Genomic DNA, 24,978 nt, shown 5'->3' on the forward strand with positions numbered 1-24,978 from the left:
TTATAAGGTTTAAAGGAATTAAAAATGCATACATTACAAAAAGTATTTACGATTGCGGCCATTACGCTATTAGCCGCTTGTAGTTCGGCTCCACAAAAAGGGAGTAACGGAACAAATGATCCAGACGTAACAACAGATACCGCACCTGGTGTGGAAGATACTGGTAATGGTGTAGAAGTGATTCCAGCCAACGGTGCACAAGCCAATGGCGGTGATTTAAACGATGGTCAATCTTTAGATGACATGAAAATGACGGATGTTGATAGCATTTATGAACCTGTTATTTATTTTGATTACGATCAATATGATTTAGATGATAAAGCAACCGATATTGTGCGTTATCACGCAAATATTTTGCTACAAAATCCAAAAGAAAAATTGATTTTAAAAGGCAATACCGATGAGCGTGGAACGCCTGAATACAACCTTGCATTAGGGGAAAAACGTGCTAAAGCGGTAGAGCAAGCTATGATGTTGTTTGGTGTAGATAAAAGTCGAATTGAAGTGATTAGTTTTGGTGAAGAACAGCCAGCGGTATCAGGTAGTAATGAGATGGCTTGGCAAAAAAACCGTCGTGTTGACATTGTTATTAAATAAGGAAAAGTAATGCGTAAAACATTATTATTAACAGCAATTTCAGGTTTATCTTTAACTCTCGCTTTGCCCGTATCTGCAGCAACTACGGGTAACCTAGAACAAAGAGTGAACCGCTTAGAGCGCATGATGGATAACCCTGTTTTGTTACAATTAAGCAGACGACTCGGTGAGCAACAACGTGATATTCAATCTCTTCAAGATGAAAATGACCGTTTAAAAAGAGAACTTAGAAATATTCATAGCATTATGGATAAACGCTATAAAGAGAGTGACGAACGTTTAAGTCATCTTGAAGGCAGCGAGCCTAAAACGAGCGGTATGGTGGTTCCAGATGTAGAGCCTGATCTTGTGCAAGAAGATGTGGCTGCGCCAACACCCGCGGTAAATACCAGTTTACCTGTAGATAAACCCAAAACGGTGGTAAATCAAAATCCGACGCCTGTCGAAGCGAATGCAGCAGTGACAACTGAGAGTGCAGAGCCAACGGTGATTAAAACTCGACCGGCTACAGATATAGAAAAAGAAAAATACAAACAAGCTTTTGCTTTAATGAGAGCCTCAAAATACGATGAGTCGATTCAAAGTTTTGGTGATTTCATTAAACAATATCCACAAAGTGAATTGGCGAGTAATGCGGCATACTGGAGTGGTGAAGGGTATTTAATAAAAGGCGATAATCAAAAGGCATTAGATTCCTTTTTAATGGTGATTCAGCGTTATCCTGATTCTTCTAAAATACCAGATGCTACCTTACGTGCAGGCGACAGCTATCGAAATTTAGGCAATACCAAAAAAGCAGAAATGCTTTATAAGCAAATCATCAATGACCGTCCAACAAGTCGTGCGGCTAAAAATGCCCAGAAACGTTTAGAGAAATCTTAAAAATGTCAGAAGTAATGTCAGTAGATCCATCAATATCAAATCGCGAACCAAAAGCCGTTATTTTACTTTCAGGTGGGTTAGATTCTGCCACTGTATTAGCGCTTGCTAAAGCACAGGGATATGAATGCCATACGATGAGTTTTGATTATGGCCAACGCCACAAAGCTGAACTGTATGCGGCTCAAAACCTAGCTAAAAATTTAGGCGCTAAAACGCACCGAGTTATGAATATGGATATGCGTGCAATTGGTGGGTCGGCATTAACAGATAATAATATTGATGTACCTGTTTCAGGCGTAGAAGAGGGCGAAATTCCGATTACTTATGTGCCGGCACGTAATACAGTGTTTTTGTCTTATGCTTTAGGATTGGCTGAAGTGCTTAAAGCAGATAACGTGTTTATTGGTGTGAATGCGGTCGACTATTCTGGATACCCTGATTGTCGACCTGAATATATTGAAGCATTTGAAAAAATGGCTAACTTGGCAACTAAGGCTGGAGTTGAAGGTCATAAAATGCACATTCAAACACCGTTGATTGATCTAACTAAAGCCCAAATCATTCAGCAAGGTATTAAAAATGGCGTGGATTACAGCTTAACGGTTTCGTGTTATCAAGCGGATGATTTTGGTCGAGCTTGTGGTCAATGTGACTCATGTCGTTTGAGAAAACAAGGGTTTAGCGACGCTGGTATTGAAGATCCAACGGTATATCAATCGTAACATTTTTTAAAAATAAACATAACGGTTAAAAAAATCATAAATAATCGTTAAAAGTGCTTGCACACTTCCCGTAGGCTTGTATAATACGCCCCATTCCAAGCGGGTCGTTAGCTCAGCTGGTAGAGCAGTTGGCTTTTAACCAATTGGTCGTGCGTTCGAATCGCACACGACCCACCATTTACTTTGGGTTTGTTTGGAAAATATTGAGCATATTTAAAATGGATAAAATTTTAAATAACGATCTGGGTCGTTAGCTCAGCTGGTAGAGCAGTTGGCTTTTAACCAATTGGTCGTGCGTTCGAATCGCACACGACCCACCATATTTTAAACCCCGTATTTCAAGTGAGAAATACGGGGTTTTTTATTGTCTGAATTTTAAGAAATCAAGATTACCAGGCCTGGTAAATTAAAAATACCAGGCCGTATAAATTGTTTAGTTGTTTGTCTTTAATGTAAATTAAGAGTTAATGAAAAAAATAGGGGTCTGTTTTTAGATGTAACCTGTTTAAAATAAAGGGTTTTTAGGTAAAGTTTTAAAATGAGTTTTAAAAGTTTGCGAAAAAATGCCCTAAATGCACCTCAAATAGAACCAAAAAGGCAGGCAAGCGTAACGGTATCCAGCGTTACTTTTGTCACGTCTGCCAATCAAAATTCCAGCTCAAACGAAAGCCTAAAAAACACATCGATAAAGTCTTTAAGGAATACTTCTATCAAAGACAGACACTTCAATGTTTGGCCGATAAATACAAAGTAAGCATCCCCACTATTCGGTCATGGATTTCACAATATACCCCAACAAAAACTACCCCAATTCCAAGAGATATTATCCTCATTGCAGATGCTACTTTTTTTGGTAAACGCATCGATAAGTTTGGCGTACTTGTGTTTAAAGATGCCATCACATCTAAGGTACTCTGCTGGCGTTATATTCAAACAGAAACAATTCAAGATTACATCGTTTTAAAGCAAGAATTAGAGGATCAAGGATTCAATATAAAAGGTGTCGTACTGGATGGACGAAGAGGCTTAATTCAAGCGTTTGAAGGAATTCCTGTTCAATTATGTTTATTCCACATACAAGCGACTATTACACGTTATTTAACAAAAAATCCCAAGCTAATGCCTGCAAAAGATTTAAAAGAAATCGCTGGATATATTCAATATGTTGACGAAGATTTATTTAAAGAAATGTTGGAAGAATGGTTTTCAAAACACGAAGCATTTTTAAAAGAAAAAACATTTCATGAGCATTCAAATCGATGGAGTTATAAACATCGCAGAGTAAGGTCCGCTTATCGAAGTTTGAAAACAAATATAGCATTTATATTTACTTATCAAAAACGCAAACGGCTTCAAATCCCAACCACCACAAATGGACTTGATGGCGGGGTATTTTCACCAGTAAAAAACTTACTTAGTGCGCATAAAGGAATGAATTTTGAGTTAAGAAAAAAGCTGATAGATGACTTTCTAAATACCTTACAAAAATAATGGTATCAGACCCCCGTTTTTTTCATTAACTCTAAATTAAATATATTTATAAATTACTTGTCGCAATCTCTCGAAGTTTTGCAACGTCAAGGTTAGCTTGGTCTGCAAAAGTTAATGCACGCTTTAGTCGAGAAGGTGCTGAACGTCCCATGCAACCATGTTGTAAGTCGCCTTCAATAGCTTCTGTAAGCCCATTCATTAAACGCTCACGATTGTTTGCTGTCTGTGTTAGCCAGTCTTGAATATCAAGCACATCTTGAGCAACAGCACGCATAACATCGGCGTGGCTGTTTTTTAACTGTTCTACATTGCCACCAACTTCTAAACCCGCAATATTGGTGGTTAAAATATAGAGGTTTTTGCGCACTAATTCATAAGTTAATTCTTCTTCAGAATCTAGAATAAAGCTAGGTAAATCAACTTGAGATAAAGCATTAAATACTAATTTAGAATTTTTACCAAAAATAGGAGATGGCAAGACGACTTTGCTGTCCATGCCTTTTTTCTTTTCAAACCAGACGGATATTACGGTTGGTTCTATAATTTCAGCGGTTTGCCAATCTCTAGGTAACAGCTCATTTTGTAATAAAATAACGCGGTCTTTCCATTGTGCAGGCAAGTTTTTAAGAGTTTGGTGGATGTCTGCTTCACCCACCGCAACAAGTACCGCCGTTGGATTAGGGATTTCTTGAGCAATGACTGCGCTATCCATATCACGGGTAATGCCTTGTACTGGAAAGCCTAATCGTAAAAAACCGCGCGCAAATACGCTTCCAAGTTCACCTAGCCCGATAATAATAATGGGATCTTTCATGTAAATGACCTCTATTTAAATCTGTAAAGTTTTATGTCTATTTTATTTGTGCAGTATTGCACCAAAATGGAGTAAGTTCTATTAATTCCATTAGAGTTTGGGTGTAGAATATATGCATTAATTGATGATTAGGAATCTTAACAATGAATGAGCAAAAAGCAAAGTTTACATGGCATTACTACGTTATGGCGTTTGGTGCCTTATTAGCGATGTTAGCTGTGACACTAGGAACTATGGGAGGCGTTGTTTCTGGCCTGGCAATTGCTGTTATTAGTCATCCTAGAATACAACTTAAAGGTGGCGGGCGATTTGTATTTTATGTGTTATTTATGATTTTATATGTATTTGCGTTTCCAGATGCTGATGTTGTTAGAGAGATGATGAATAATCAGTAATTGATGACTGATTGTAAATTTATGATTATGTATATTTGGAACTCATAACAATGCCTTCAACCGCTCTAGAAGATTATTTAAAAATCATCTATAAACTCGAAGATAGTACGCCTTCAGATAAAGGGGTTCAAACGTCTATTATTGCTGAACGTTTATCTATTTCTCAAGCTTCAGTTTCTAATATGATTAAAAAATTAGCAGAACAAAAATATGTCTCATATGCACCGTATTATGGTGTGAGCTTGACGGAATCAGGACGTAAAATCGCCCTAAATATGGTACGTAAGCACCGTATTTTAGAGCAGTATTTGGTTGAAAGATTAGGTTATTCATGGGACGAGGTAGATGAAGAGGCTGAGGTTTTAGAACACGCCGTATCAGATACCCTAACCAATAGAATGTGGGATGATTTAGGGCAACCCACCCATGATCCTCATGGCGCACCCATTCCTAATATAGAAGGCAAGTTGGTTAAACATAACTGGCAGTCACTTATACATATCCCAATGCACCAGCCAGTCATTGTTAAAAGAATTAAAAATCGTAGCCCCGAAGAGCTTAGGTATTTAGCTAATATAGGCTTAACGACTGGGGTTGTTTTAGAAATTAAAAATATGGCTCCGCTTAATGGGCCATTATTGGTAGAAATTAACCATGGTGATTTACATGCTATTGATTATAGACTCGCCATGGCACTCCAAGTTTCAATTGAAAAGTGATGAAAATGCAAACAAAAGAATTTTTTAGTGAGGTACTTGACGGGTTAACGACGGCTGTTATTTGGCTCGATAGCCAAGAGTGTATTCAATTTATGAATGTCGCAGCGGGTGAGATTTTTCAAGTGAGTCCTAACAGAATGAGAGGGGAAAGTTGGAAGATACTTTTACCAGGCCTGGTAGACAACCTCAGTTATTCCATAGATAAAAAAGTCACTATTCACGAATATTCGGTTTCTATTCAAGGGTTTGAGAAAGTAAGAGTGAGTACGACTATTTCACCTTATGAACTTAACGGACAAATGGGGTGGCTCTTTGAAATTTATAATACGGAACGTCACCATAGAATAGTGGAAGAAGATGAGCGTTGGCACCAGTATGAAGCGGGTAATTTATTGGTAAAAACGCTCGCTCATGAAGTTAAAAACCCTTTAGCAGGCATTTTTGGAGCCACGCAATTATTGCAAAAACGTTTTTCACCCGAAGAGAAAGAATCGGCCTTTTTAGAAATTATTTCCAAAGAAGTATTGCGTTTAAAAAACTTGGTTAATCGCATGTTAGGGCCTGAAAAAACAGCAGATAAATCACCTCATAATGTACATGAACTTATTCGCTACGTTTTACAGATTGTAGAAGGCGAAAAACCAGAAAATGTCTATATTAAATTGGATTATGATCCCAGTATTCCAGATATCTATATGGATTTTGAAGCGATGGTTCAAGCGCTATTAAATTTGATACAAAATGGTATCCAAGCAATGAAAGATACGGGTGGGTTTTTAACCATTAAAACTCGAATCGAACATAAATTTACACTGGGTTCTAAAACTTACCCATTAGTTGCAATGATAAGTATTAAAGATGAAGGAGAGGGGATACCTGAAAGTGTATTTGACTCAATCTTTTATCCCATGGTAACAAGCAAAAAAGAGGGTACTGGGCTCGGCTTGCCGGTTGCTCAAAATGTTTTACGTCAGCATGACGGACTAATTGTAGCTGAAAGCGTACCTGGTAATACAGTGTTTACTGTATATCTACCTCTGAATCAAAAGGAAAATTAAGCATGACAATTGAAAGTAACAGCAAAGCCAACCATGATACGGTTGAACCTATTGTTTGGGTTGTAGATGATGATGCTTCTATTCGTTGGGTGCTAGAAGCGGCTTTAGAAGACCGTCCCTATTTAGTTAAAATTTTTGATTCACCTCTAACCGCATTAAAGTCTTATGAGGCCTTTCCTCCATCAGCTGTGATTAGTGATGTGAGAATGCCAGATATGGATGGTTTGACCTTTATGGAGGCTTTGCACGAGTTAGATAAGCAAATTCCAGTGATTATTATGACTGCACACGCTGATTTAGATACGGCAGTTAAATCATTTCAAAGTCGTGCGTTTGAATATTTACCAAAACCTTTTGATATTGATGAAGTAACCGTTTTAGTTGATCGTGCTGTAAAACGTTTTCAATCAGGAGGTGTTAAACGAGTAAAACGAAGCGCTAAAGCGGAAAAACAACCCCTTAACATTATTGGTGCCGCCCCTGCAATGCAGGAGGTTTTTAGAGTTTTAGGCCGAGTTTCACAACTGGATGTGACAGTGTTAATTAATGGTGAAACGGGTACGGGTAAAGAGCTTGTTGCTCAAGCATTGCATGAACTTAGCCCTAGAGCTGATGGTCCATTTGTGGCCTTAAATACAGCGGCAATTCCTAGAGAATTATTAGAATCTGAACTATTTGGTCATGAAAAAGGGTCGTTTACAGGTGCGCATTCACAGCGGGTTGGTCGTTTTGAGCAGGCCGATGGTGGAACACTGTTTTTAGATGAAATTGGTGATATGCCTGTTGATTTACAAACACGTTTATTGCGTGTATTAAATGATGGCAGTTTTTATCGAGTAGGGGGTAAAAGTGCCATTAAAACCAATGTACGTATTGTGGCTGCAACCCACCAAAATATGGAGCAACTGGTTAGAGAAGGTAAGTTCCGTGAAGATTTACTTTATCGTTTAAATATCATTCGTATTAAAGTGCCAGCCTTGCGTGAAAGAGCAGAAGATATTCCTCTATTATTACGCTTCTATCTCGACAAAGAAGCTCGTGGGCTTGGTTTAGAAGAAAAAAGTTTAAGTAAAGAAGTCGCCAAATTTTTATCAACTCTATCATGGCCAGGTAACGTTAGGCAGTTAAGAAGTTTATGTACTTGGTTAACCATTATGGCACCAGATAAAACCGTTTATATGGAAGACTTACCTTTAGAGTTACAAAATCCTAACCAAGAAGCCGCTGAAGAAGATGTAGAAGGAACCAACTGGGAAAAACCTTTAAGACAATGGTCAGAAGCGTTTATTAAAAGTGGTCGAGAAGGCTTGCATACATCAGCAGAACAAATTTTTGAAAAAGTTCTCATAGAGGTCGCTTTAAAAGCCTCAGCTAATCATCGCCAAAAAGCCGCAGTATTACTTGGTTGGGGTAGAAATACCTTAACAAGAAAAACGCAATCTTTAGGTTTGGATGAGTAGTTCTATCTATTAATCATTGTGTTAGGCCGATATCTTATCAAGGTCTTTATATAGTGATTTGTATGTCAAAAGTATCATTTAGTTAGAGAAAATATGATTGTAGAGTTATGGAAATATCTCACCACCTCACCCAAGATTGAGCAGGCTAAAACAATGGGATATGTTAAAGAATCCATTGCAATGGAAGCTAGAGCTACTAGGTGTCAGCAAGCGTGGAATGACCATTATCAACATTGTCAAAATACAATATTAAAAGCAATAGATAGAGCTGTTCAGCATAGAACGGTACTTATTTTTGGTGCAGGTTCATTAAAAGACTTACCTTTAGCTGAATTATCAGAAAAATTTGAAACCGTTTTACTTGTAGATTTGGTTTTTTTAAAATCTGCACAAACTTATTCTAAATCGTTTTCTAATGTTTTATTGATAGAGCACGATGTGACCGAATCATTAGAGTGGATTTCACAAGGAGAGGCGATTGTTCAAACGCCTACAGCTTGGTTGGATGATTTTTCTATTGATTTAGTTATCTCCTTAAATTTAATTACTCAATTACCTCTTATTCCTGCTAGATGGTTATTAACCGATTTTGGCTTTTCTGAACAAGATGCAGATATAGTGAGTAAACAAATCATATTTGCTCATATGCATTATTTAAGACAATTCTCTGGAGAGGTGTGTTTAATTGCAGACCGTTTAGGTGTTGAATTTAATGCTCAGGGTCAAGAAATTGACCGGTTTGATCCTTGGTGGGATATTGAGTCGCCTAAGATCGAATCTTCTTGGTATTGGGAGGTAATTCCATTAGGTGAAAATAAATCAAAAAAATGGCAAAAGAACCTTGTTGGTGTCTCTTTTTTATAATGCTAAAAATCATTCATAGATTTATTTATATTAAATAAAGACTTCGTTATACAAATCATTAAAGTTGTTAATGTATAAGCGGTGTTAGGCTTGATAAAATAAAAGTCTAAACGTTTATAAGGTAAAAAAGATGGCTGTATTAATTGAAGGATATTCGATTGTTCTGAATAAAAAAGAAGCAATGCAAAATAAAAAAGCATTAGATGCTTTAGGCGCTGTAGAGGGGACTTTGCACCCTATGGCTATTTGTTCAGATCAAGATATACTCAGAATTGGCTTTGTTGATTTAGGTCAAGCTAAAGAGTTCTTAGCGGCTTTAGAAGGTGCTGGTTTAGAACAAGGTAAAGAGATGGTTATGCTTTCTCAGTTTGGCGAAACTGAAACGCCTACCAACTGGCTTAAAGTTCAATTTACTAAGTTAGAAAATAATACCCTAATTTGTTTGGCAACGCTTAACACTGCAGAGCCAGTGAAAGGTGTGGCTATGCCAAAAGGTTGGCGTTTGGATATTTCATTGTTAAAACGTTATTTTGAAGAGCGTTCAAATTATATGCATGAGTATTATGACTTGGTGGGAGAAGAGCCTATGCATGATATTTATAAAAATAAAGAGACAGGGAACGAGGTGCGTTTACTTAAATTGATAATGAAGCCGATGGATGAAGCTAAACTTCAGTAAATAATTAAACTATTTTATATTTTTACCAGGCCTGGTAAATTGGTTAAGGCAATTAAATTCTATTTGTTGTAAATGAAGTCTAAGACGTAAAGGTTGTGAATAGAAGAATCTTGATGTTTATTTTAAATATAAATATTAGATACAAAAAAGGGAAGCTAATGCTTCCCTTTTTTATTTGGCTTGAATAATCAAGCTATCAATTAGATAGCTACGATATTCTCAGCCTGTGGACCTTTAGGACCTTGAGTTACTGTGAACTCAACTTGCTGACCTTCAGCAAGAGTTTTGAAACCGTCACCAGAGATTGCGCTGAAATGAGCAAAAACATCTGGACCAGACTCTTGCTCTAGAAAACCAAAACCTTTAGATTCGTTGAACCATTTAACGGTTCCTTTAACTGTATTAGACATAATAATGTACCTGAATTTTAATAAATAGAGTTGTGTCATCAAAATTAAGTGATGACTTGTGTAGCAGTGGAAATCTTGACTTTATTTTAAAACTTCAGAACGGGTGTTACGAATACAACAACGAAATGTAGGATATAAATTTTAGGCTTTCTTTCTTGCTGGGTATAATCATACAGAGATTACTAAGTAATGTCTAGTAATAGTTTATTTATTTAACCGAAATAAGCAAAATAATGAAAATCTAGTGAGATAGCCCCATAAAAAGCGAGATTTTAATGGAAATAAAAAACGCCACATTGTGGCGTTTTTGGTGCTTGAAGGTTAAATACAGCGAGCTTAAAGTGCTTCTTCACCCGTTTCACCAGTACGAATACGGATGGTTTGTTCAATGTTTGTAACAAAAATTTTGCCGTCACCAATTTTACCTGTTTGTGCCGCTTCAATAATGGCTTCAATAGCAGAGTCTACCATGTCAGCTTTTATGGCTATTTCAAGCTTAAGTTTTGGCAAAAAGTCCACCACGTATTCGGCACCACGGTACATTTCTGTGTGACCTTTTTGACGACCATATCCTTTTACTTCTGTTACGGTCATGCCGTGAATATCAATTTCATGCAGGGCATCACGAACATCATCAAGTTTAAATGGTTTAATTACTGCTGTAATCAGTTTCATATTTTTTCCTTAAAAAGTTAAGTACTTAGCGTGTTGCTTCGTCTTCTATATTGTGACTCATTGAAGCGGTTTTATTATTGTCTGGATATTTTGCCAAATGTTGACCCATTTGGATAGGGGTATCTGAATGAATCTTTCCTAATTCTGGTAATTGGCCTTCTGGGGTAAGTAAAACCACGGTTGATCCCATGTTAAAACGACCAATTTCATCGCCTTTAGTAAATGAAATGTTTTCTTCAGTATAATCCCAATGCTGAATGGTTGGTTGATATTCAGGTGTTATTTTACCTTGAAACACCGTTTCCATACTGCCAACAAAAATAGCGCCAACCATAATTAAACAAAATGGCCCTTTATCACTTTCAAAACGAATCACTAGGCGCTCATTACGTGCAAAAAGGCCGTCTACTTGACGTACTGTGGCAGGGTTAACTGCAAATAAGTCACCAGGCACATAGGTCATAGAAAGTAATTTTGCGTCAACGGGAATATGAACACGGTGATAGTCTTTTGGTGAGAGGTAGATAACCGCTGCATCACCATTTCTAAAATTTTTGGCATATTCAATGTCTCCACCTACTAAGGCTTCAACGGAATAAGTATGGCATTTAGCTTGAATAATTTTATTGCCATTAATGTGTGTTGATTGACTGATTAATCCATCTGCAGGGCTTACCCAACTATCTGGAGTGTCATCAATTGGTCGCGCATCAGGTTTTAAGGCGCGGGTAAAAAAGGCATTAAAATGTGGATAATTATCCATGTTTTGATCAGCGGCTTCACTGACATTAATGTCGTAAACCTTAGTGAGTAGTTTGATAATGTTATTTTTTACCCAAGGTGTTTCAACCTGCATAAACCAGTGCATGCCACTAGAAAGCAAATGTTTTGGAATAAAATACTGAGGAGTGACCTTTACAAGATCCATAAATTTTGCCATTACCAAGCTTTCCTTAAAAATTAAGACTGATTAACTTAATGGGATTCTAAAGTAAAAAATTCAAGGTGGCTACTTGATAATGTATTTAGTTTTTTACTCATACTTGCTTGGTATTGAGTAAAAAATATTATTTACTTTGTTGAATTACGTACCATTCTTGGTTGGTAGTATGACATTTGAGGGTGTTTACTGGGGTCATCAATAAACTAACTTAGAAGCAGATGTTAAAGATTCATAAACAAAGTTAGATTTTGATAATGATGGAACAAATGCTTGTGTAGGGTTGAATTTAGGATAGGGTAATTTTTTAATTTGTTTTATTTAGGTGTTGAAGTTTCTACTAGCTCTTTTGAAAAGAAATATTCTTCAACAGGTGAAAAGTGGAGTGGTAATGCTACGGTTATCTCTGTTGGTATTCAATCTTATTTCTAAGTAAAGTTTAGATACGTTAATTTTTGAATATCTAAAACAATACAAGTAAAAGTTATTTGTATTGTTTTGCTAACTTGCTTTTCTATTTGTATTTTTGATTATTGTTATTTTTTTGCAGTGATCTCTTTCTGCTTTTCTCATTAATTTACTTCACAAAATTGCTTGTAAATCCATGATGTTTTGGGCTATTTAATGTATAATTCGCGCAATTAAATGTTTCATAGTAAGGAAAACAATCATGTCTGATATAAAAAAGGTCGTTTTAGCCTATTCTGGCGGTTTAGATACTTCAATTATTGCTCAGTGGTTACAAGATGAATATAACTGCGAAGTCGTTACTTTTACGGCGGATATTGGTCAAGGTGAAGAGATAGAGCCTGCACGAGCTAAAGCCCAAGCAATGGGGATTAAAGAAATCTATATTGAAGACCTTCGAGAAGAATTTGCACGTGATTTTGTTTTTCCAATGATGCGTGCTAACGCCATTTACGAAGGTGAATATCGTTTAGGTACCTCAATTGCTCGACCTTTAATTTCTAAACGTTTAGTTGAAATTGCTAAAGAAGTGGGTGCAGACGCCATTGCTCATGGCGCAACGGGTAAGGGTAATGACCAAGTACGTTTTGAACTGAATGCTTACGCTTTAATGCCAAATGTTAAGGTGATTGCACCATGGCGTGAATGGGATTTAATGTCCCGAGAAAAATTAATGGCTTATGCCGATGAACACAATATTGCTGTTGAAAAGAAAAAGGGCAAAAAATCACCGTATTCAATGGATGCTAACTTGCTTCATATCTCTTATGAAGGTGGCATTATTGAACATCCAGAAAATGAACCAGAAGAAGATATGTGGTTATGGACGGTTTCACCAGAAAATGCGCCAGATGTAGCAACCTATTTAGATATTGAATTTGAAAAAGGGGATATTGTTGGCATTAACGGTGACAAAATGTCGCCAGCAACGGTAATGGAATACTTAAATAAAGTGGGTGGCGAAAACGGTATTGGTCGTGATGACATTGTAGAAAACCGTTTTGTAGGTATGAAAGCTCGTGGTTGTTATGAAACACCAGCGGGAACGATTATGCTTAAAGCTCACCGTGCAATGGAATCTTTAACATTAGACCGTAATGCCGCTCACCTTAAAGATGAGTTAATGCCTAAGTATGCTGAAATGATTTATAACGGATTTTGGTTTGCACCAGAACGTGAAATGTTACAAGCATTAATTGATCAATCACAAACTTACGTTACAGGTAATGTACGCCTTAAATTGTACAAAGGTAATGTCATTATTGTGGGGCGTACTTCAGAATATAGCTTATTTGATGAAGCAATTGCTACTTTTGAAGAAGATGGCGGTGCTTACAACCATAAAGACGCTGAAGGATTTATTAAACTAAATGCTTTACGCCTTAAAACGGCAGCTAAAAAACGTCTTAAATAATTAAGTTTTAAATTAATTAAGAGCTTATCCTACAAAAACAGCGTTATTTTTAACGCTGTTTTTGTATGTAGGTATTTGCTAAATTTTCGATACTTTAATAAGTGCTAAATATATGTCAAATAATAAACCACGTATTCCGAGTTTTGCTGAATTAAGACAGCACCCATTTTTAATGCTGGGTTTTGGGTTTGGATCAGGGTTATCACCCAAAGGGCCTGGAACAGCTGGTACTCTATTAGGCCTACTTTTGTTTGTTCCTCTTTTATGGTGGTCAGAAGCTGCGGCTTGGGCTGTATTAATTATAGGGCTTTTTAGCGGTAGTTATATTTGCGGTAAATCGTCAGAATATATGCAAGTGCATGACCATGGTGGTATTGTTTGGGATGAATTTGTTGGTATCTGGTTGGTTTTATTAACACTTCCAATTCAAAGTTGGCAATACTGGTTATTTGCATTTGTAGTATTTAGAGTATTTGATATCTTGAAACCTTGGCCTATTAAGACAGTGGATGAAAATGTCTCTGGTGGTTTTGGCATTATGCTTGATGATGTTTTAGCCGCAATTTATTCAGCCATAGTGATTTGGGGCGTTTATTTTTTTATGGCTGTGTAAGTCAATTTGTGGATAATAAAAGTAACAAAAAATACGTTTTATAGTTGTATATAAATTTTACTTTGTCTATCATTAATAACTTTAGAAGCGTTGCCTGTATAAAAAAAATGGTTTTTCGGGTATATTACGCACCAAAATTACAGTATAAGTGGGAGTTAGAATAAAAATGTTTATTCCATGCGATGAAGCAAAGCGTTTAATCAAAGATAAAAAGGCACAGTTAGTTGATGTAAGAACGCCTGAAGAGTTTGCAATGAGTAAGCTACCAGGAGCGGTTAATATTCCACTACAAGATATTGATAGAGTGGGTGAAAGCATGTTAAATGCTGATCTACCCGTTATCGTTTTTTGTCGTTCAGGACAGCGTTCACAAATGGCTATGCAAATTTTGCAGTCGCAAAGTTTTTCAGAAGTCTATAATCTAGGCTCGTTTATGTCTTGGCACCAATGCCCAGATCTATAAAGCCACTTTTTAAAAGATAAAATAAAAAAGCACTTAAAGCCTAGCTGTTTTAAGTGCTTTTTTTTTAAGTAAATAACCTTTAAGGATTTAATATGAAACTTGCACTGCATTGGCAAATATTAATTGCATTGATTTTAGCTGCTTCTATGGGGTCTTATACAGGAACAGAAGGGCAAGTTTTTGGAATCCACTGGATAGCAATTTATACATTTTTAGGTACTTTATTTTTAAATGCGCTAAAAATGATCGTTGTGCCTTTGGTAATGTCTGCCATTATTACCGGTATATCAACGGTAGGTAGCCAAGGTGGTTTTGGCCGTTTAGGCATGAAAACGTTAGGTTATTATGTTGTAACCAGTTTTATTGCCATTTTAGTAGGCCTGGTGTTAGTTAATATTATTCAACCAGGTGTTACGGGTAATCCACCACCAATCATTGAAGCAAATGAGCAAGTCACCCAAGCGGTAGAAGGTAAGTCTGTGGGCGATGTGGTACAAGTCTTTTTGCGCATGATTCCTACAAATGTGGTTGATGCAGCGGCCAATGGTCAAATGTTAGGTTTAATCTTTTTTAGCCTATTGTTTGGTTATTTTATGACCAAACTAAAAGGTGATGTAGCCACCACCATGAATAATTTCTGGCAGGGTATTTTTGATGTCATGATGTTAATTACTGATTTGGTGATGAAGTTTGCACCTATGGGTGTGTTTGGTTTAGTTGCTGCTTCGGTTGCTAAAACTGGTTTTGATCAATTTGAGAATTTAGCACTGTTTTTTATGACCGTAGTTGCCGCTCTTTCCATTCACTTTTTTGTTGTTATGCCCATTATTCTTAGGGTTTTTGGTGGCATTAAAAACCCTTGGTTACATTACCAAGCTATGGCTCCTGCACTATTAACGGCATTTTCAACCAGTTCATCATCTTCTACCTTACCAATCTCTTTAAATGCAGTAGAGCACAGAGCAGGGGTGTCTAACCGAGTAACCAGTTTTGTATTGCCATTAGGCGCAACCGTTAATATGGATGGTACGGCATTGTATGAATGTGTTGCGGCCATTTTTATTGCTCAGCTATTTGGAATGCAACTGGATTTTGCAACGCAACTACTGATTGTTTTTGTGGCCTTAACTACCTCAATTGGCGTAGCTGGTATTCCATCTGCCAGTTTGGTTGCCATAAGTATTATTTTAGTGGCTGTAGGTTTGCCTGCTGAAGCGATAGGTTTATTGTTGGTGGTAGATAGAGTCTTAGATATGATGCGAACGGCAGTTAATGTGTTCAGTGACTCTGTTGGTGCGGTTGTAATTGCTCGTTCAGAAGGTGAAAAAGGTATTTTGACCTCTAAAGAGTTTTAATGCTTTTAAATGTTATAAATGCCTTGAATATAGTGAAAATGTGCTTTTACCAGGCCTGGTGAAAGTAAAAAAACAGGTTAAATATAAGGATAATCGTTTGAAAATCATTATTACAGAATTAGCAGGCCTGGTAAATCTACAAGATCGTTCTGTTCTTTTACAGATTCAAGAACAGTTAAATCAACATATAACCCATTACAGCGATGATTTTGTACAAGATATGAGCCATATAAGCCAAGCGGCGCACTATGAAGGCAATATGCTTGTTGATCATATTGAATACATAAAAGACAATATTTTTCGTTGCGATTATAGCTATGATTGGGCCATTGGTTGGACGTGTTCGGGTACTCAAGAAGCAGGGCGTGTAAAAGAAAAGGTGCGTTTTAGCTTGTCTGAGAATGGAGAGTTAGATTTTAAGTTTTTAAAGCTGGATGTTTAATGTTTAATGTATCTTTGTATCAAGTTAAATAACGGCCAATAAACTCGCCTTAAATAAAAAGCCACTTCACACAAGTGGCTTTTTCATGTCTGCTACTTACAACCAAGAATCACGGCTTAATGAATACTGTACGGCACTAATTCAGGGCCATTTTTATCTATTTTAATAATCTGTGTTTCTGGTCGCCAATCACCTAAAACCCAACGGTGTAAGGTTTTATGTTGGGCTTCAATTGTATGGTGTTGTGGTCGATGTGTGTGGCCATGAATCATATGTGTGACTTGTGGAAACTGCTGAAATAAATTATTAACAGCGGTCTGATTTACATCCATAATCTGACTCTCTTTCTTTTTTGTGTATTCGCTAGAACGGCCACGTAATTTATTGCCAATATAAATACGACGTTTACGACATAAATTTAATAAGATCCACTGAATTAAAGGGTTTCGTAAGATGATACGCATACGTTGATAGCCCGTATCATCTGTGCATAATGTATCACCATGCAAAAACAGATAAGGCTCACCGTAGAGGTTGTTTAATGAAATATCTTTAAGCAGTTTAATGCCAGTAGCTTTAAAAAAACCTTGGCGCATTAAAAAATCACGATTACCGTACTGTAAATAAATTTTAACGCCTGAATCGGTAAGTTTTTTAAACTCAGAAATATATTCGGCATAATTTTCTAATCCAACATCATCACCCACCCATATTTCAAATAGATCGCCTAATATATAAAGCGCATCAGCTTTTGGCGCTTCTTGTTGTAAAAAGTGCATAAAGGTTTGATTAATAGCGTGATTACTGTCAGGTTGTAGATGAATATCTGCAATAACAAAAGTAAAAGGAGTGGATGCGGGGTGATTTATTGAATTCATTGGGAGATTCTATCAATAAAGGGAGATAAGGGATAGATTCAAAACAAAAAAGCAGGCCTGTATAAAAGCCTGCTTTAAAAGCGTAGTCTGATTGAGAGTAATGATTAAATCTTAGTCTTCAATTAAACGCGTTTTGAGAATGGTAATATCATCAACAGGTACATCTTGGTGGCCCATTCTGCTGGTGGTTTCTACGCCAGCCATGGCATCAACAATATCCATACCATCGGTTACTTTACCAAATACCGCATAACCCCAGCCTTGTGTATCTTTACTGGTATGGTTTAAAAAGCTATTGTCTTTTAGGTTAATAAAAAACTGAGTGGTCGCTGAATGTGGATCCATTGTGCGAGCATAAGCTAAGGTACCACGATCATTGGTTAGGCCATTATCCGCTTCGTTTTCAATTGCTGCACCAGACGCTTTTTCTTGCATGCCTTCAACCATTCCACCACCTTGCACCATAAAATTAGGAATAATACGGTGAAAAATCGTGCCGTTATAAAAACCATCCATCACATAGTGAATAAAGTTTTCAGCACCAATGGGTGCTTTTTCATCGTCTAGCTCTACGGTGATATTACCCATGGTGGTTTCAATAATTACTTTTGACATCTTTGTTCCTTATATTGTACGTTTAAGCGGGTGTATTTATTTGATTTGGCGTGCTTTAATGATTTTTACTGTTTTAAGAGGTACATCTTTCATACCATTTTTAAAACCTGTTTTTACATTACGAATTTCATTGACTGTTTTCATGCCGCTAATGACTCTTCCAAATACTGCATAACCCCAGCCACGTGGTGTTTTTTCACGAAAATCTAAAAAGGTGTTTTGTGCTACGTTAATAAAAAACTGTGCGGTAGCTGATGCTGGATCATTAGTACGAGCCATGGCGACAGTACCAATACGGTTACGTAGGCCGTTGTCTGCTTCGTTAGGAATAGGGGCATGAGTGATTTTTTTCTGAAAATCTTCTGTAAAACCACCGCCTTGAACCATGAAGTTAGGAATTACACGATGAAAAATCGTGTCATCATAAAAGCCTTCATTTACATACGCTAAAAAGTTTTTAACCGTTTTAGGTGCTTTATTAGGATATAGCTCTAAAACAATTGTGCCATCTGTGGTTTCAATTAATACTTGTGGATTGGCTTTTTTAGTTGTGCTGTTACTGTCAGTGGCTGCTGTTTGTGCAAAAGCGGTGCTGCTTATAAACAGGCTTAATAGACTGGCTTTTAATATTAAAAACAAACTTCTAGTCATGATTCACTCCAAAATTATTAATGTAGATAAGATACAATATGCGCATTCTAACACCTAGGCAAAGCAGACTTAAGGCCTTAATGGCAATTAGTTATTCATTGTAGGTAAATATTAATGGTTAAGTCATGATTTTAATCACTATTGGCCGTGTTTGTCATTTTTGTCTAGGGTTTAACCGTTTAGAAACGGCTGTTAAAAATAAGATCTACAATTAAATCTAACTTATCAATCAACCATATAAAATGCGGGTTATCACAATGCCGCTTTTATGACATTCGACTAGGAATATTATGAGTCTACAAATTTATAATACTGAAACCCGTAAAAAAGAAATTTTTACTCCCATTCATCCCGGCAAAGTGGGTATGTACGTTTGTGGCGTGACAGTTTATGACTTATGTCATATTGGTCATGCACGGGTTATGGTTGTTTTTGATACAGTGGTGCGTCACTTAAGAGCCTTAGGCTATGAGGTGAATTATGTTCGTAATATTACCGATATCGACGACAAGATTATTAAACGAGCATTAGAAAATGGTGAATCTATACAAGAATTAACCACCCGTATGATTACAGAAATGCATGCCGATGAAGCCGCAATGAATGTGTTAAGACCGGATATGGAGCCAAAAGCAACTGAACATATGGACGAAATTCGTCAAATGATTGGTACCCTTATTCAAAAAGGTTTTGCATACCCGGCTGAAAATGGCGATGTTTACTTTAAAGTAAAAGCATTTGAAACCTACGGTAAATTATCGGGTAAAAATATTGATGATTTAGAGTCTGGTGCACGTGTTGATGTCAATGAAGTAAAACAAGACCCATTAGATTTTGTACTTTGGAAAGCCTCTAAAGAAAATGAACCTAGTTGGAATTCTGACTGGGGTAATGGTCGTCCTGGTTGGCATATTGAATGTTCAGCCATGTCTACAAAATGCTTAGGAAACCACTTTGATATTCATGGTGGTGGTATGGATTTATCGTTCCCACATCATGAAAATGAAATTGCGCAATCTGAATGTGCAACGGGTGAACATTACGTTAACACTTGGATGCATTGTGGTTTTGTAAGAATTGACGATGAAAAAATGTCAAAATCACTTAATAATTTCTTTACGATTCGTGAAGTGCTAAAAATATATCACCCAGAAGTCATTCGTTATTTCTTATTGTCTAGTCATTATCGTAGCCCGGTTAACTATTCAGAAGAGAATTTAAACATTGCTAAAGCGAGTGTAGGACGCTTATATTCTGCTATTGAAAATACCAGTGATATTGCCAAAGGTGTTGCTGCGACTGAAGGCACTGACTATGAATCCGAATTTATGGCTGCAATGAATGATGACTTTAATACACCAAAAGCCATAGCGGTACTTTTTGAATTAGCAAAAGAAGTCAATAAAACAAAATTACCAGGCCTGGTAAATCTATTAATTAAATTGGCTAATCAAATTGGTTTACTTGAACATTCTGCCGAAAGCTTTTTTAAAACTCAGCCAACAGATTCAACACTTACCGATGAAATGATTGCCCAGTTAATTGAAGAAAGAAAATCAGCAAGAGCAGATAAAAACTTTGCTCGTTCGGATGAAATACGCGATTTATTAGCCGAGCAAGGCATTGAATTGCTCGATAATTCAGAAGGAACAACCTGGAGAAGAGGGTAGTCTAAGCCTGTAAACCCAATGGTTTTTCGGTTTTAAAAATCCCATACAAAAAATAAGTGCATATAAAACAGCTACTTAAATATGCTTATAAAATTTGTTTATTACTTAATAGTTATTCTTATGCTTGACAGAATAAGGAAATACTAATATACTTGAACCATTCATGTTTCTTCATGAGTATCCTCCTCTGATTATTTCTTTTGAGATAATGTATTTAAACCCGAGTAGTCCACTTGGGTTTTTTTTCGTCTATTAAAAAGCTTAAATCAATATCATAATAAACTCTGATAGCGACGATTAACCGATAAAATCATGGTAAAAATAGTCAGTATTTCTAGCTGTCTTTTACGATGACAATCTTTGGTTATGATTTTGTTGCTGTGCTTACGGGTGATTTGAATCGGTTTTTTTAATATTATTGTAACCAACAGGTGGCATGACATCTTTTAAACGATCATATTTTTTGTTTAATAATGACTTAAAAATAGTCGTATATTCGAGTACCGCTTTTACATAGGCACGGGTTTCTGAAAAAGGAATCGAATCAACCCATTGGTCAGCAGGTAAGGTTCCTGACTTGGGTATCCAAGAATCTACTCGGTTAGGCCCTGCATTATAAGACGCAGTAGCTAACACTTTTTGACCTGCATATTTATCGCTTAAATAACTTAAATACGCACTGCCGAGCTCAATGTTGTTGTCTGCTTTTATTAGATCTCGGTAAGAGACTTTTTTAACCCCTATTTTTTTACCAATATATTTAGCGGTTCTAGGCATAAGTTGCATTAATCCCACCGCGCCAACTGGCGAACGAATATCTTCTGAAAAAGCACTTTCACGACGCATAATGCCATAAATCCAAGCAGGATCTATATTGTTTTTATTGGCATTTTGCATAACGGGTTCTTTGTGCGGTGTTGGAAAACGTAAATCTAAATCGTGCCATTTTTTTGCTTTAGCTAAGCTACGAATAGATTGTGCATACTGTTCCCACTGGTACGCTAAAACAGCAATGGCTTGTAATTCATTTCTATCAACTCTTTTAAGTAACTGATACCATTCACGTTTAGCACTTAAAGGCCAATTAACCGCCATTAACTCCTGAATACGTTGAAGTTCTGGGTATTTTTTAATGAGGTATTTTGTATTTTTCTGTTTTACAGGGTTTGGGTTGAATTGGTAAGGTTTATTTAAAATATCCGCAGCCAAAAAACCGTAATAATTACGTTGCTTGGCCAATAGTTTATAAATGTCATTGGCTTCTTTATGTTGTTTAGCGGCTGCTAACGCCCTTGCTTTCCAATATAGCCACTGCTTATCTTTTTGTTCTTTAGCAGGCATGAGTTCTATTGTTTCTAATAAAGTCGCCCAATCGGATTTTTTTAAAGCAACTTGTGCTTGCCAGCGTAAAGTATCCTCTGTTTTGGCAGAGGTATTATTGACTTCATCCAGATACTTCTCAGCCTGAGGAGCATATTTATAAGCTGTTCTTAAAGCGACTTTTCTTTTAAGTACCCCGTACTGATCCTTATTAAGACCATATTGTTTGTAGAACTTATTTAAGCTCTTATTGGCTAAGCTTGGGTCTCTTGAGGCGAGCAGACGAATACCTAAGGTAAAGATTCGTTTTTTGATTGTTGGTGATATATGCTTTGGTAACGGGCTAGTAATTAATGAAGGTTTTTTATACACCTTTAACCAGTAATTAAACATCGCTCTGTCTTTAGCAGAAAGATCTTTGCTCAATTTTTTGGCTTCATGTGTTTTACGTTTGTTCATGGCCAGTTCTATGCGATGCCATAACATCGCACCCGTTAATTTTTTATGGTTACGAATTAGCTTGTCTAAAGGTTTACAGGCATGATTAAGTTTAATTTGATCTTGCCATATCGGTTTAGCAAGTCTTAATGCTTTAGAGGTTTGCTTGCGGTTTGCCAGCGCTTGTATATGGTAACAACGAAGATTAAGACTTTTTTGCGGCTTGTAGTTATTTAAAAAGGTTGTCCATTTTTTTTGTTTGGCTAAATGCGTTAGCCATTTACTGTAAAGCTTATCACCTAAATAGTTATCTTGATTTTGGGCAATAAATTGTTTAATTTTTTTAGTGGGGGTTGTGCCCATGTGCATTCTGTAATCGTGGTAGTTGATGTACACAATTAATGGATAGTTTTTAAGCTTTTTTTTGTATTTAGCGATAGCTTGGCGATCATTTGCTTTTAAGCTTTTATAGGCGGCTAAAAAGTCTTTTTGCTGTGATGTTAAAAGACTTTTTTGAGTTTGGGCCTGTGCTTGAGTAGACAAAAAGGTAACTAGAAATAGGGCAAGTAATACGCTATAAAAAATATTATTAGATGCGGTTTTAATGGGGGGTATAAAGCATTGAAAAATTGATTTTGAGATAGGGGGGATGTGTATGCCTACATAAGAGGTATATAGAGTGCGCCAAGAAATTGTAATATTTCTAATTGTCAAAATCATATCCATCGTTGGTTATTTATAAAGTTACACAATAAGTTTTTTAACCAATATTTATGGTAGTTCAGTATTGTTGTAATCAGTCTTTCGTTATGAATCAATAACGGTAAGATATAAAAACAAGGTGTATAAATAAAATAAAAATTTCAAATTATTTTATTTTGCAGGCCTTGTTTTTAAATTATTCCATATTCTTCAATTCTACGGTTTACTGCGTAAAATGAAAGCTCTTTATTCATAAATAATTTTAAATTAACCTTCTTGTACCTCTTTAGCTAGGGGAATATGTAATACCTGACCAGGTTGTAATAGAGCGGTAGGTGACAGTTTATTATATTTGGCTAAATGTTTTGTCGAGATTTGGTTGGCTTTTGCAATATTCCAAAGATTATCGCCATTTTTAACAATGTATTTTGTGGCAATGATTTTTGGTGCTTTAGTCCAAATGGTAAGCTTCATGCCTGGTTGCAATACTTTATGTGTTGATATGTGATTCCACTTAGCGATTTGGGCTGTTTTAACATCATAACGTTTAGCTAATAACCACAAGCTTTCGCCAGGTTTTAATACATGTTTAACCTTAAGATTAGCGGATGCATTTAATTTACTTTTAGCTTGGCTTTGTGGGGTATAAACCGCTAATTTTTGACCTAATTTTAAATACGATTTGGTCGATAAACTATTCCACTTAGCCAGTTGTTGAGTTGTGGTGTTGTATTTTTTGGCAATGGTCCATAAAGAATCACCCGACTTAACAGTGTGTATTTTTTTATTTGAAGCAGACGCTACCTTGCTTGCAGGTTGGCTAATGGTTTTAGAATAACGAACACTTTTTGAGGAAGCGTTTTTATCATAATTACTAGCAAGCGCATAGTTTGATTGATTTACTGGAATAGGTATCAATAAAGTTTTGCCCGCACGAATATTCGCATTTTTCATTCCGTTAAGCCTTTTAATGGCTTTAGAGGATGTTTTATATTTGTAAGCAATGACGCTTAAGCTATCGCCTGGTTTAATTTTATGTTTTTTCCAATGCACTTTAAATAAACGAGAGTTGCTTTGTAGCAGTTCTGCAATTTTTTTAGATTTAGCAATGGGTAATAAAATATGGTGTACGCCATTTGGTGGTGTAGCTGGTTGGTGATAGCAAGGGTTTAGTTTCTGAAACGTTTGGCTTGATGTACTTGAAATACTGGCTATCTGATGTAAAGACACCTGTTTTTTAAGTGTAAAGACTTTGAAAAATGGCTTGTTATCAATAGGTTCAATCGTTGTTTTAAATTGTTCTGGGTTTTCAACTATGTGAGCAACAGCGAGAAGTTTTGGTACATAACCTTGAGTTTCTTTAGGTAAGTAGGGCTGAATCTCCCAGAAATTAGGTTGATAATCTTCAATATTAGGTTCGTTTTTATGTGCTTTGCGATATTTGCGTTGCGCACGGTATACGGTTCCTAAGCCAGCATTGTATGAAGCTAAAGCCAATAACCAATCATTATTATTTGAGGCATACAACTCTTGTAAATAATCTAACGCTGCAGATGTACTTTGCACAACATCTTTTCGACCGTCATACCACCAGTTACGGTGCAGGTTAAAGGTATCACCTGTACTTGGAATAAACTGCCAAAGACCTACCGCACTTTGATGGGATCGAGCAACCGCTTTAAAACCACTTTCTACTGCGGGCAATAATGCAATCTCATAAGGCATATTGCGTTTTTTAACTTCGTTTAAAATATAATATAAATACGGTTTAGCGCGTTCAGAGACAAGCTTTAAGTGTGTTTTTCTTTGGTCATAAAAGCTTATAAAATCATCGTATTTGCCATAGTGCTCATCGGCTAAATCAAAATGATGGCTCATTTCATCCCAAATATTTGGGTAGTAATGTACCTGAGTTGCTAAATTAAGATTGAGCTTATCAGGTGTAATATCGGCAGATTTAGAAATAGAATGCGATTTGTGTGCAGAAGCATTACTTATTGTCGGTAACGGCGTTGGCTCAGTATGAGATGGTGTCGTTTGATTGGTTACGCAACCACTTAATACTAACGAACCTAAACCAATACTAAAAGCGGTAGAAACTGCTTTTTTATAGTTTATAAACGCTTGGTTTATTGCAGTTTGCAATGGCTTGTGTTTGAAGCTAAATATTGGTTTCATTGATTTTTGATTCATGTTTATTAGTATTTGTTTTTATGTTTGGTAATTTAGAATGGTTATTTCAT

24 protein-coding genes, 2 tRNA genes and 1 pseudogene are annotated in these 24,978 nt (G+C 36.4%); 18 read left to right on the forward strand and 9 right to left on the reverse strand.

Annotated elements, in window-relative coordinates:
• Positions 1 to 24 precede the first annotated feature (24 nt).
• From pal to ACYQ0E_RS05790, 6 genes and pseudogenes are all read left to right on the forward strand, one after another.
• Complete coding sequence (gene pal, locus ACYQ0E_RS05765; protein WP_460187294.1) at positions 25 to 597, forward strand: peptidoglycan-associated lipoprotein Pal; 573 nt, start codon at positions 25 to 27, stop codon at positions 595 to 597.
• Positions 598 to 606: 9 nt separating this feature from the next.
• Positions 607 to 1,479: a tol-pal system protein YbgF gene (ybgF, locus tag ACYQ0E_RS05770; protein ID WP_460187295.1), complete on the forward strand. Its 873-nt coding sequence runs from the start codon at positions 607 to 609 to the stop codon at positions 1,477 to 1,479.
• Positions 1,480 to 1,481: 2 nt separating this feature from the next.
• Positions 1,482 to 2,201, forward strand: coding sequence for a 7-cyano-7-deazaguanine synthase QueC (gene queC, locus ACYQ0E_RS05775; protein WP_460187296.1), 720 nt, complete (start codon positions 1,482 to 1,484; stop codon positions 2,199 to 2,201).
• 101 nt (positions 2,202 to 2,302) lie between these two features.
• Positions 2,303 to 2,378: transfer RNA gene (locus ACYQ0E_RS05780), tRNA-Lys, on the forward strand.
• Positions 2,379 to 2,445: 67 nt separating this feature from the next.
• Positions 2,446 to 2,521 (forward strand) — tRNA-Lys (locus tag ACYQ0E_RS05785).
• A 253-nt stretch (positions 2,522 to 2,774) separates the two neighbouring features.
• A pseudogene (locus tag ACYQ0E_RS05790) lies at positions 2,775 to 3,692 on the forward strand (IS256 family transposase, variant Zn-binding type); the annotation flags it as partial.
• 46 nt (positions 3,693 to 3,738) lie between these two features.
• On the opposite strand, the gene ACYQ0E_RS05795 reads toward ACYQ0E_RS05790, so the two are convergent.
• Complete coding sequence (locus ACYQ0E_RS05795) at positions 3,739 to 4,506, reverse strand: Rossmann-fold NAD(P)-binding domain-containing protein (protein WP_460187297.1); 768 nt, start codon at positions 4,504 to 4,506, stop codon at positions 3,739 to 3,741.
• 143 nt (positions 4,507 to 4,649) lie between these two features.
• On the opposite strand from ACYQ0E_RS05795, the gene ACYQ0E_RS05800 reads away from it, so the two are divergent.
• The 6 genes from ACYQ0E_RS05800 (at position 4,650) to ACYQ0E_RS05825 (ending at position 9,681) form a co-directional block, all read left to right on the forward strand.
• Entirely contained in the window at positions 4,650 to 4,901 is a 252-nt protein-coding gene (locus ACYQ0E_RS05800; protein ID WP_460187298.1) for a hypothetical protein, read from the forward strand.
• Positions 4,902 to 4,951: 50 nt separating this feature from the next.
• On the forward strand, positions 4,952 to 5,620 hold the full coding sequence (locus ACYQ0E_RS05805) for a metal-dependent transcriptional regulator (RefSeq protein WP_460187299.1): 669 nt from the start codon (positions 4,952 to 4,954) through the stop codon (positions 5,618 to 5,620).
• A gap of 5 nt (positions 5,621 to 5,625) precedes the next feature.
• Positions 5,626 to 6,678: a nitrogen regulation protein NR(II) gene (gene glnL, locus ACYQ0E_RS05810; RefSeq protein WP_460187300.1), complete on the forward strand. Its 1,053-nt coding sequence runs from the start codon at positions 5,626 to 5,628 to the stop codon at positions 6,676 to 6,678.
• Between the two features lie 2 nt (positions 6,679 to 6,680).
• Positions 6,681 to 8,138, forward strand: a complete 1,458-nt coding sequence (ntrC, locus tag ACYQ0E_RS05815) for a nitrogen regulation protein NR(I) (RefSeq protein WP_460187301.1) — start codon at positions 6,681 to 6,683, stop codon at positions 8,136 to 8,138.
• Between the two features lie 93 nt (positions 8,139 to 8,231).
• Positions 8,232 to 9,002 (forward strand): hypothetical protein, encoded by a 771-nt coding sequence (locus ACYQ0E_RS05820; protein WP_460187302.1) that lies wholly within the window; start codon positions 8,232 to 8,234, stop codon positions 9,000 to 9,002.
• Positions 9,003 to 9,132: 130 nt separating this feature from the next.
• The gene (locus ACYQ0E_RS05825; protein ID WP_460187303.1) at positions 9,133 to 9,681 is read left to right on the forward strand and encodes a hypothetical protein; all 549 of its coding nucleotides are present in this window, start codon (positions 9,133 to 9,135) and stop codon (positions 9,679 to 9,681) included.
• 200 nt (positions 9,682 to 9,881) lie between these two features.
• On the opposite strand, the gene ACYQ0E_RS05830 is transcribed toward ACYQ0E_RS05825, so the two are convergent.
• The 3 genes from ACYQ0E_RS05830 to asd form a co-directional block, all read right to left on the reverse strand.
• Complete coding sequence (locus tag ACYQ0E_RS05830; protein ID WP_040728401.1) at positions 9,882 to 10,091, reverse strand: cold-shock protein; 210 nt, start codon at positions 10,089 to 10,091, stop codon at positions 9,882 to 9,884.
• 336 nt (positions 10,092 to 10,427) lie between these two features.
• Complete coding sequence (locus ACYQ0E_RS05835; protein WP_460187304.1) at positions 10,428 to 10,766, reverse strand: P-II family nitrogen regulator; 339 nt, start codon at positions 10,764 to 10,766, stop codon at positions 10,428 to 10,430.
• Positions 10,767 to 10,791: 25 nt separating this feature from the next.
• On the reverse strand, positions 10,792 to 11,706 hold the full coding sequence (asd, locus tag ACYQ0E_RS05840; protein WP_460187305.1) for an archaetidylserine decarboxylase: 915 nt from the start codon (positions 11,704 to 11,706) through the stop codon (positions 10,792 to 10,794).
• A gap of 670 nt (positions 11,707 to 12,376) precedes the next feature.
• Between asd and ACYQ0E_RS05845 the strand changes: the two genes are divergently transcribed.
• The 5 genes from ACYQ0E_RS05845 to ACYQ0E_RS05865 all read left to right on the forward strand — a co-directional run bounded on the left by ACYQ0E_RS05845 (position 12,377) and on the right by ACYQ0E_RS05865 (position 16,461).
• The gene (locus ACYQ0E_RS05845) at positions 12,377 to 13,588 is read left to right on the forward strand and encodes an argininosuccinate synthase (RefSeq protein ID WP_460187306.1); all 1,212 of its coding nucleotides are present in this window, start codon (positions 12,377 to 12,379) and stop codon (positions 13,586 to 13,588) included.
• A 112-nt stretch (positions 13,589 to 13,700) separates the two neighbouring features.
• Positions 13,701 to 14,201, forward strand: a complete 501-nt coding sequence (locus ACYQ0E_RS05850; RefSeq protein WP_460187307.1) for a phosphatidylglycerophosphatase A family protein — start codon at positions 13,701 to 13,703, stop codon at positions 14,199 to 14,201.
• 166 nt (positions 14,202 to 14,367) lie between these two features.
• Positions 14,368 to 14,664 (forward strand): rhodanese-like domain-containing protein, encoded by a 297-nt coding sequence (locus ACYQ0E_RS05855; RefSeq protein ID WP_460187308.1) that lies wholly within the window; start codon positions 14,368 to 14,370, stop codon positions 14,662 to 14,664.
• Between the two features lie 92 nt (positions 14,665 to 14,756).
• A complete protein-coding gene (locus ACYQ0E_RS05860; protein WP_460187309.1) occupies positions 14,757 to 16,019 on the forward strand; it encodes a dicarboxylate/amino acid:cation symporter in 1,263 nt (420 codons plus the stop codon).
• Positions 16,020 to 16,116: 97 nt separating this feature from the next.
• The gene (locus tag ACYQ0E_RS05865; protein WP_460187310.1) at positions 16,117 to 16,461 is read left to right on the forward strand and encodes a hypothetical protein; all 345 of its coding nucleotides are present in this window, start codon (positions 16,117 to 16,119) and stop codon (positions 16,459 to 16,461) included.
• A gap of 116 nt (positions 16,462 to 16,577) precedes the next feature.
• Here the strand turns inward: ACYQ0E_RS05865 and ACYQ0E_RS05870 are convergent, their stop codons facing one another.
• The 3 genes from ACYQ0E_RS05870 to ACYQ0E_RS05880 form a co-directional block, all read right to left on the reverse strand.
• Positions 16,578 to 17,339 (reverse strand): UDP-2,3-diacylglucosamine diphosphatase, encoded by a 762-nt coding sequence (locus ACYQ0E_RS05870; RefSeq protein WP_460187311.1) that lies wholly within the window; start codon positions 17,337 to 17,339, stop codon positions 16,578 to 16,580.
• Between the two features lie 111 nt (positions 17,340 to 17,450).
• Positions 17,451 to 17,954: a peptidylprolyl isomerase gene (locus tag ACYQ0E_RS05875; RefSeq protein WP_460187312.1), complete on the reverse strand. Its 504-nt coding sequence runs from the start codon at positions 17,952 to 17,954 to the stop codon at positions 17,451 to 17,453.
• Between the two features lie 36 nt (positions 17,955 to 17,990).
• Positions 17,991 to 18,605 (reverse strand): peptidylprolyl isomerase, encoded by a 615-nt coding sequence (locus ACYQ0E_RS05880; protein ID WP_460187313.1) that lies wholly within the window; start codon positions 18,603 to 18,605, stop codon positions 17,991 to 17,993.
• A 290-nt stretch (positions 18,606 to 18,895) separates the two neighbouring features.
• Here ACYQ0E_RS05880 and cysS point away from each other — a divergent pair, with 290 nt between their 5' ends.
• A complete protein-coding gene (gene cysS, locus ACYQ0E_RS05885) occupies positions 18,896 to 20,275 on the forward strand; it encodes a cysteine--tRNA ligase (protein ID WP_460187314.1) in 1,380 nt (459 codons plus the stop codon).
• Between the two features lie 384 nt (positions 20,276 to 20,659).
• Here cysS and ACYQ0E_RS05890 read toward each other — a convergent pair whose 3' ends face one another.
• Both ACYQ0E_RS05890 and ACYQ0E_RS05895 read right to left on the reverse strand, forming a co-directional pair.
• A complete protein-coding gene (locus ACYQ0E_RS05890) occupies positions 20,660 to 22,747 on the reverse strand; it encodes a transglycosylase SLT domain-containing protein (protein WP_460187315.1) in 2,088 nt (695 codons plus the stop codon).
• Between the two features lie 255 nt (positions 22,748 to 23,002).
• Positions 23,003 to 24,928 (reverse strand): lytic transglycosylase, encoded by a 1,926-nt coding sequence (locus tag ACYQ0E_RS05895; RefSeq protein ID WP_460187316.1) that lies wholly within the window; start codon positions 24,926 to 24,928, stop codon positions 23,003 to 23,005.
• Between the last annotated feature and the right edge of the window lie 50 nt (positions 24,929 to 24,978).

It is taken from the genome of Thiomicrorhabdus hydrogeniphila (assembly GCF_054656895.1).

Bases quoted from the DNA above. Each gene is read 5' to 3' on its own strand.
- pal (WP_460187294.1), top strand. From the start codon at position 25: ATGCATACATTACAAAAAGTATTTACGATTGCGGCCATTACGCTATTA.
- ybgF (WP_460187295.1), top strand. From the start codon at position 607: ATGCGTAAAACATTATTATTAACAGCAATTTCAGGTTTATCTTTAACT.
- queC (WP_460187296.1), top strand. From the start codon at position 1,482: ATGTCAGAAGTAATGTCAGTAGATCCATCAATATCAAATCGCGAACCA.
- ACYQ0E_RS05795 (WP_460187297.1), bottom strand. From the start codon at position 4,506: ATGAAAGATCCCATTATTATTATCGGGCTAGGTGAACTTGGAAGCGTA.
- ACYQ0E_RS05800 (WP_460187298.1), top strand. From the start codon at position 4,650: ATGAATGAGCAAAAAGCAAAGTTTACATGGCATTACTACGTTATGGCG.
- ACYQ0E_RS05805 (WP_460187299.1), top strand. From the start codon at position 4,952: ATGCCTTCAACCGCTCTAGAAGATTATTTAAAAATCATCTATAAACTC.
- glnL (WP_460187300.1), top strand. From the start codon at position 5,626: ATGCAAACAAAAGAATTTTTTAGTGAGGTACTTGACGGGTTAACGACG.
- ntrC (WP_460187301.1), top strand. From the start codon at position 6,681: ATGACAATTGAAAGTAACAGCAAAGCCAACCATGATACGGTTGAACCT.
- ACYQ0E_RS05820 (WP_460187302.1), top strand. From the start codon at position 8,232: ATGATTGTAGAGTTATGGAAATATCTCACCACCTCACCCAAGATTGAG.
- ACYQ0E_RS05825 (WP_460187303.1), top strand. From the start codon at position 9,133: ATGGCTGTATTAATTGAAGGATATTCGATTGTTCTGAATAAAAAAGAA.
- ACYQ0E_RS05830 (WP_040728401.1), bottom strand. From the start codon at position 10,091: ATGTCTAATACAGTTAAAGGAACCGTTAAATGGTTCAACGAATCTAAA.
- ACYQ0E_RS05835 (WP_460187304.1), bottom strand. From the start codon at position 10,766: ATGAAACTGATTACAGCAGTAATTAAACCATTTAAACTTGATGATGTT.
- asd (WP_460187305.1), bottom strand. From the start codon at position 11,706: ATGGCAAAATTTATGGATCTTGTAAAGGTCACTCCTCAGTATTTTATT.
- ACYQ0E_RS05845 (WP_460187306.1), top strand. From the start codon at position 12,377: ATGTCTGATATAAAAAAGGTCGTTTTAGCCTATTCTGGCGGTTTAGAT.
- ACYQ0E_RS05850 (WP_460187307.1), top strand. From the start codon at position 13,701: ATGTCAAATAATAAACCACGTATTCCGAGTTTTGCTGAATTAAGACAG.
- ACYQ0E_RS05855 (WP_460187308.1), top strand. From the start codon at position 14,368: ATGTTTATTCCATGCGATGAAGCAAAGCGTTTAATCAAAGATAAAAAG.
- ACYQ0E_RS05860 (WP_460187309.1), top strand. From the start codon at position 14,757: ATGAAACTTGCACTGCATTGGCAAATATTAATTGCATTGATTTTAGCT.
- ACYQ0E_RS05870 (WP_460187311.1), bottom strand. From the start codon at position 17,339: ATGAATTCAATAAATCACCCCGCATCCACTCCTTTTACTTTTGTTATT.
- ACYQ0E_RS05875 (WP_460187312.1), bottom strand. From the start codon at position 17,954: ATGTCAAAAGTAATTATTGAAACCACCATGGGTAATATCACCGTAGAG.
- ACYQ0E_RS05880 (WP_460187313.1), bottom strand. From the start codon at position 18,605: ATGACTAGAAGTTTGTTTTTAATATTAAAAGCCAGTCTATTAAGCCTG.
- cysS (WP_460187314.1), top strand. From the start codon at position 18,896: ATGAGTCTACAAATTTATAATACTGAAACCCGTAAAAAAGAAATTTTT.
- ACYQ0E_RS05895 (WP_460187316.1), bottom strand. From the start codon at position 24,928: ATGAATCAAAAATCAATGAAACCAATATTTAGCTTCAAACACAAGCCA.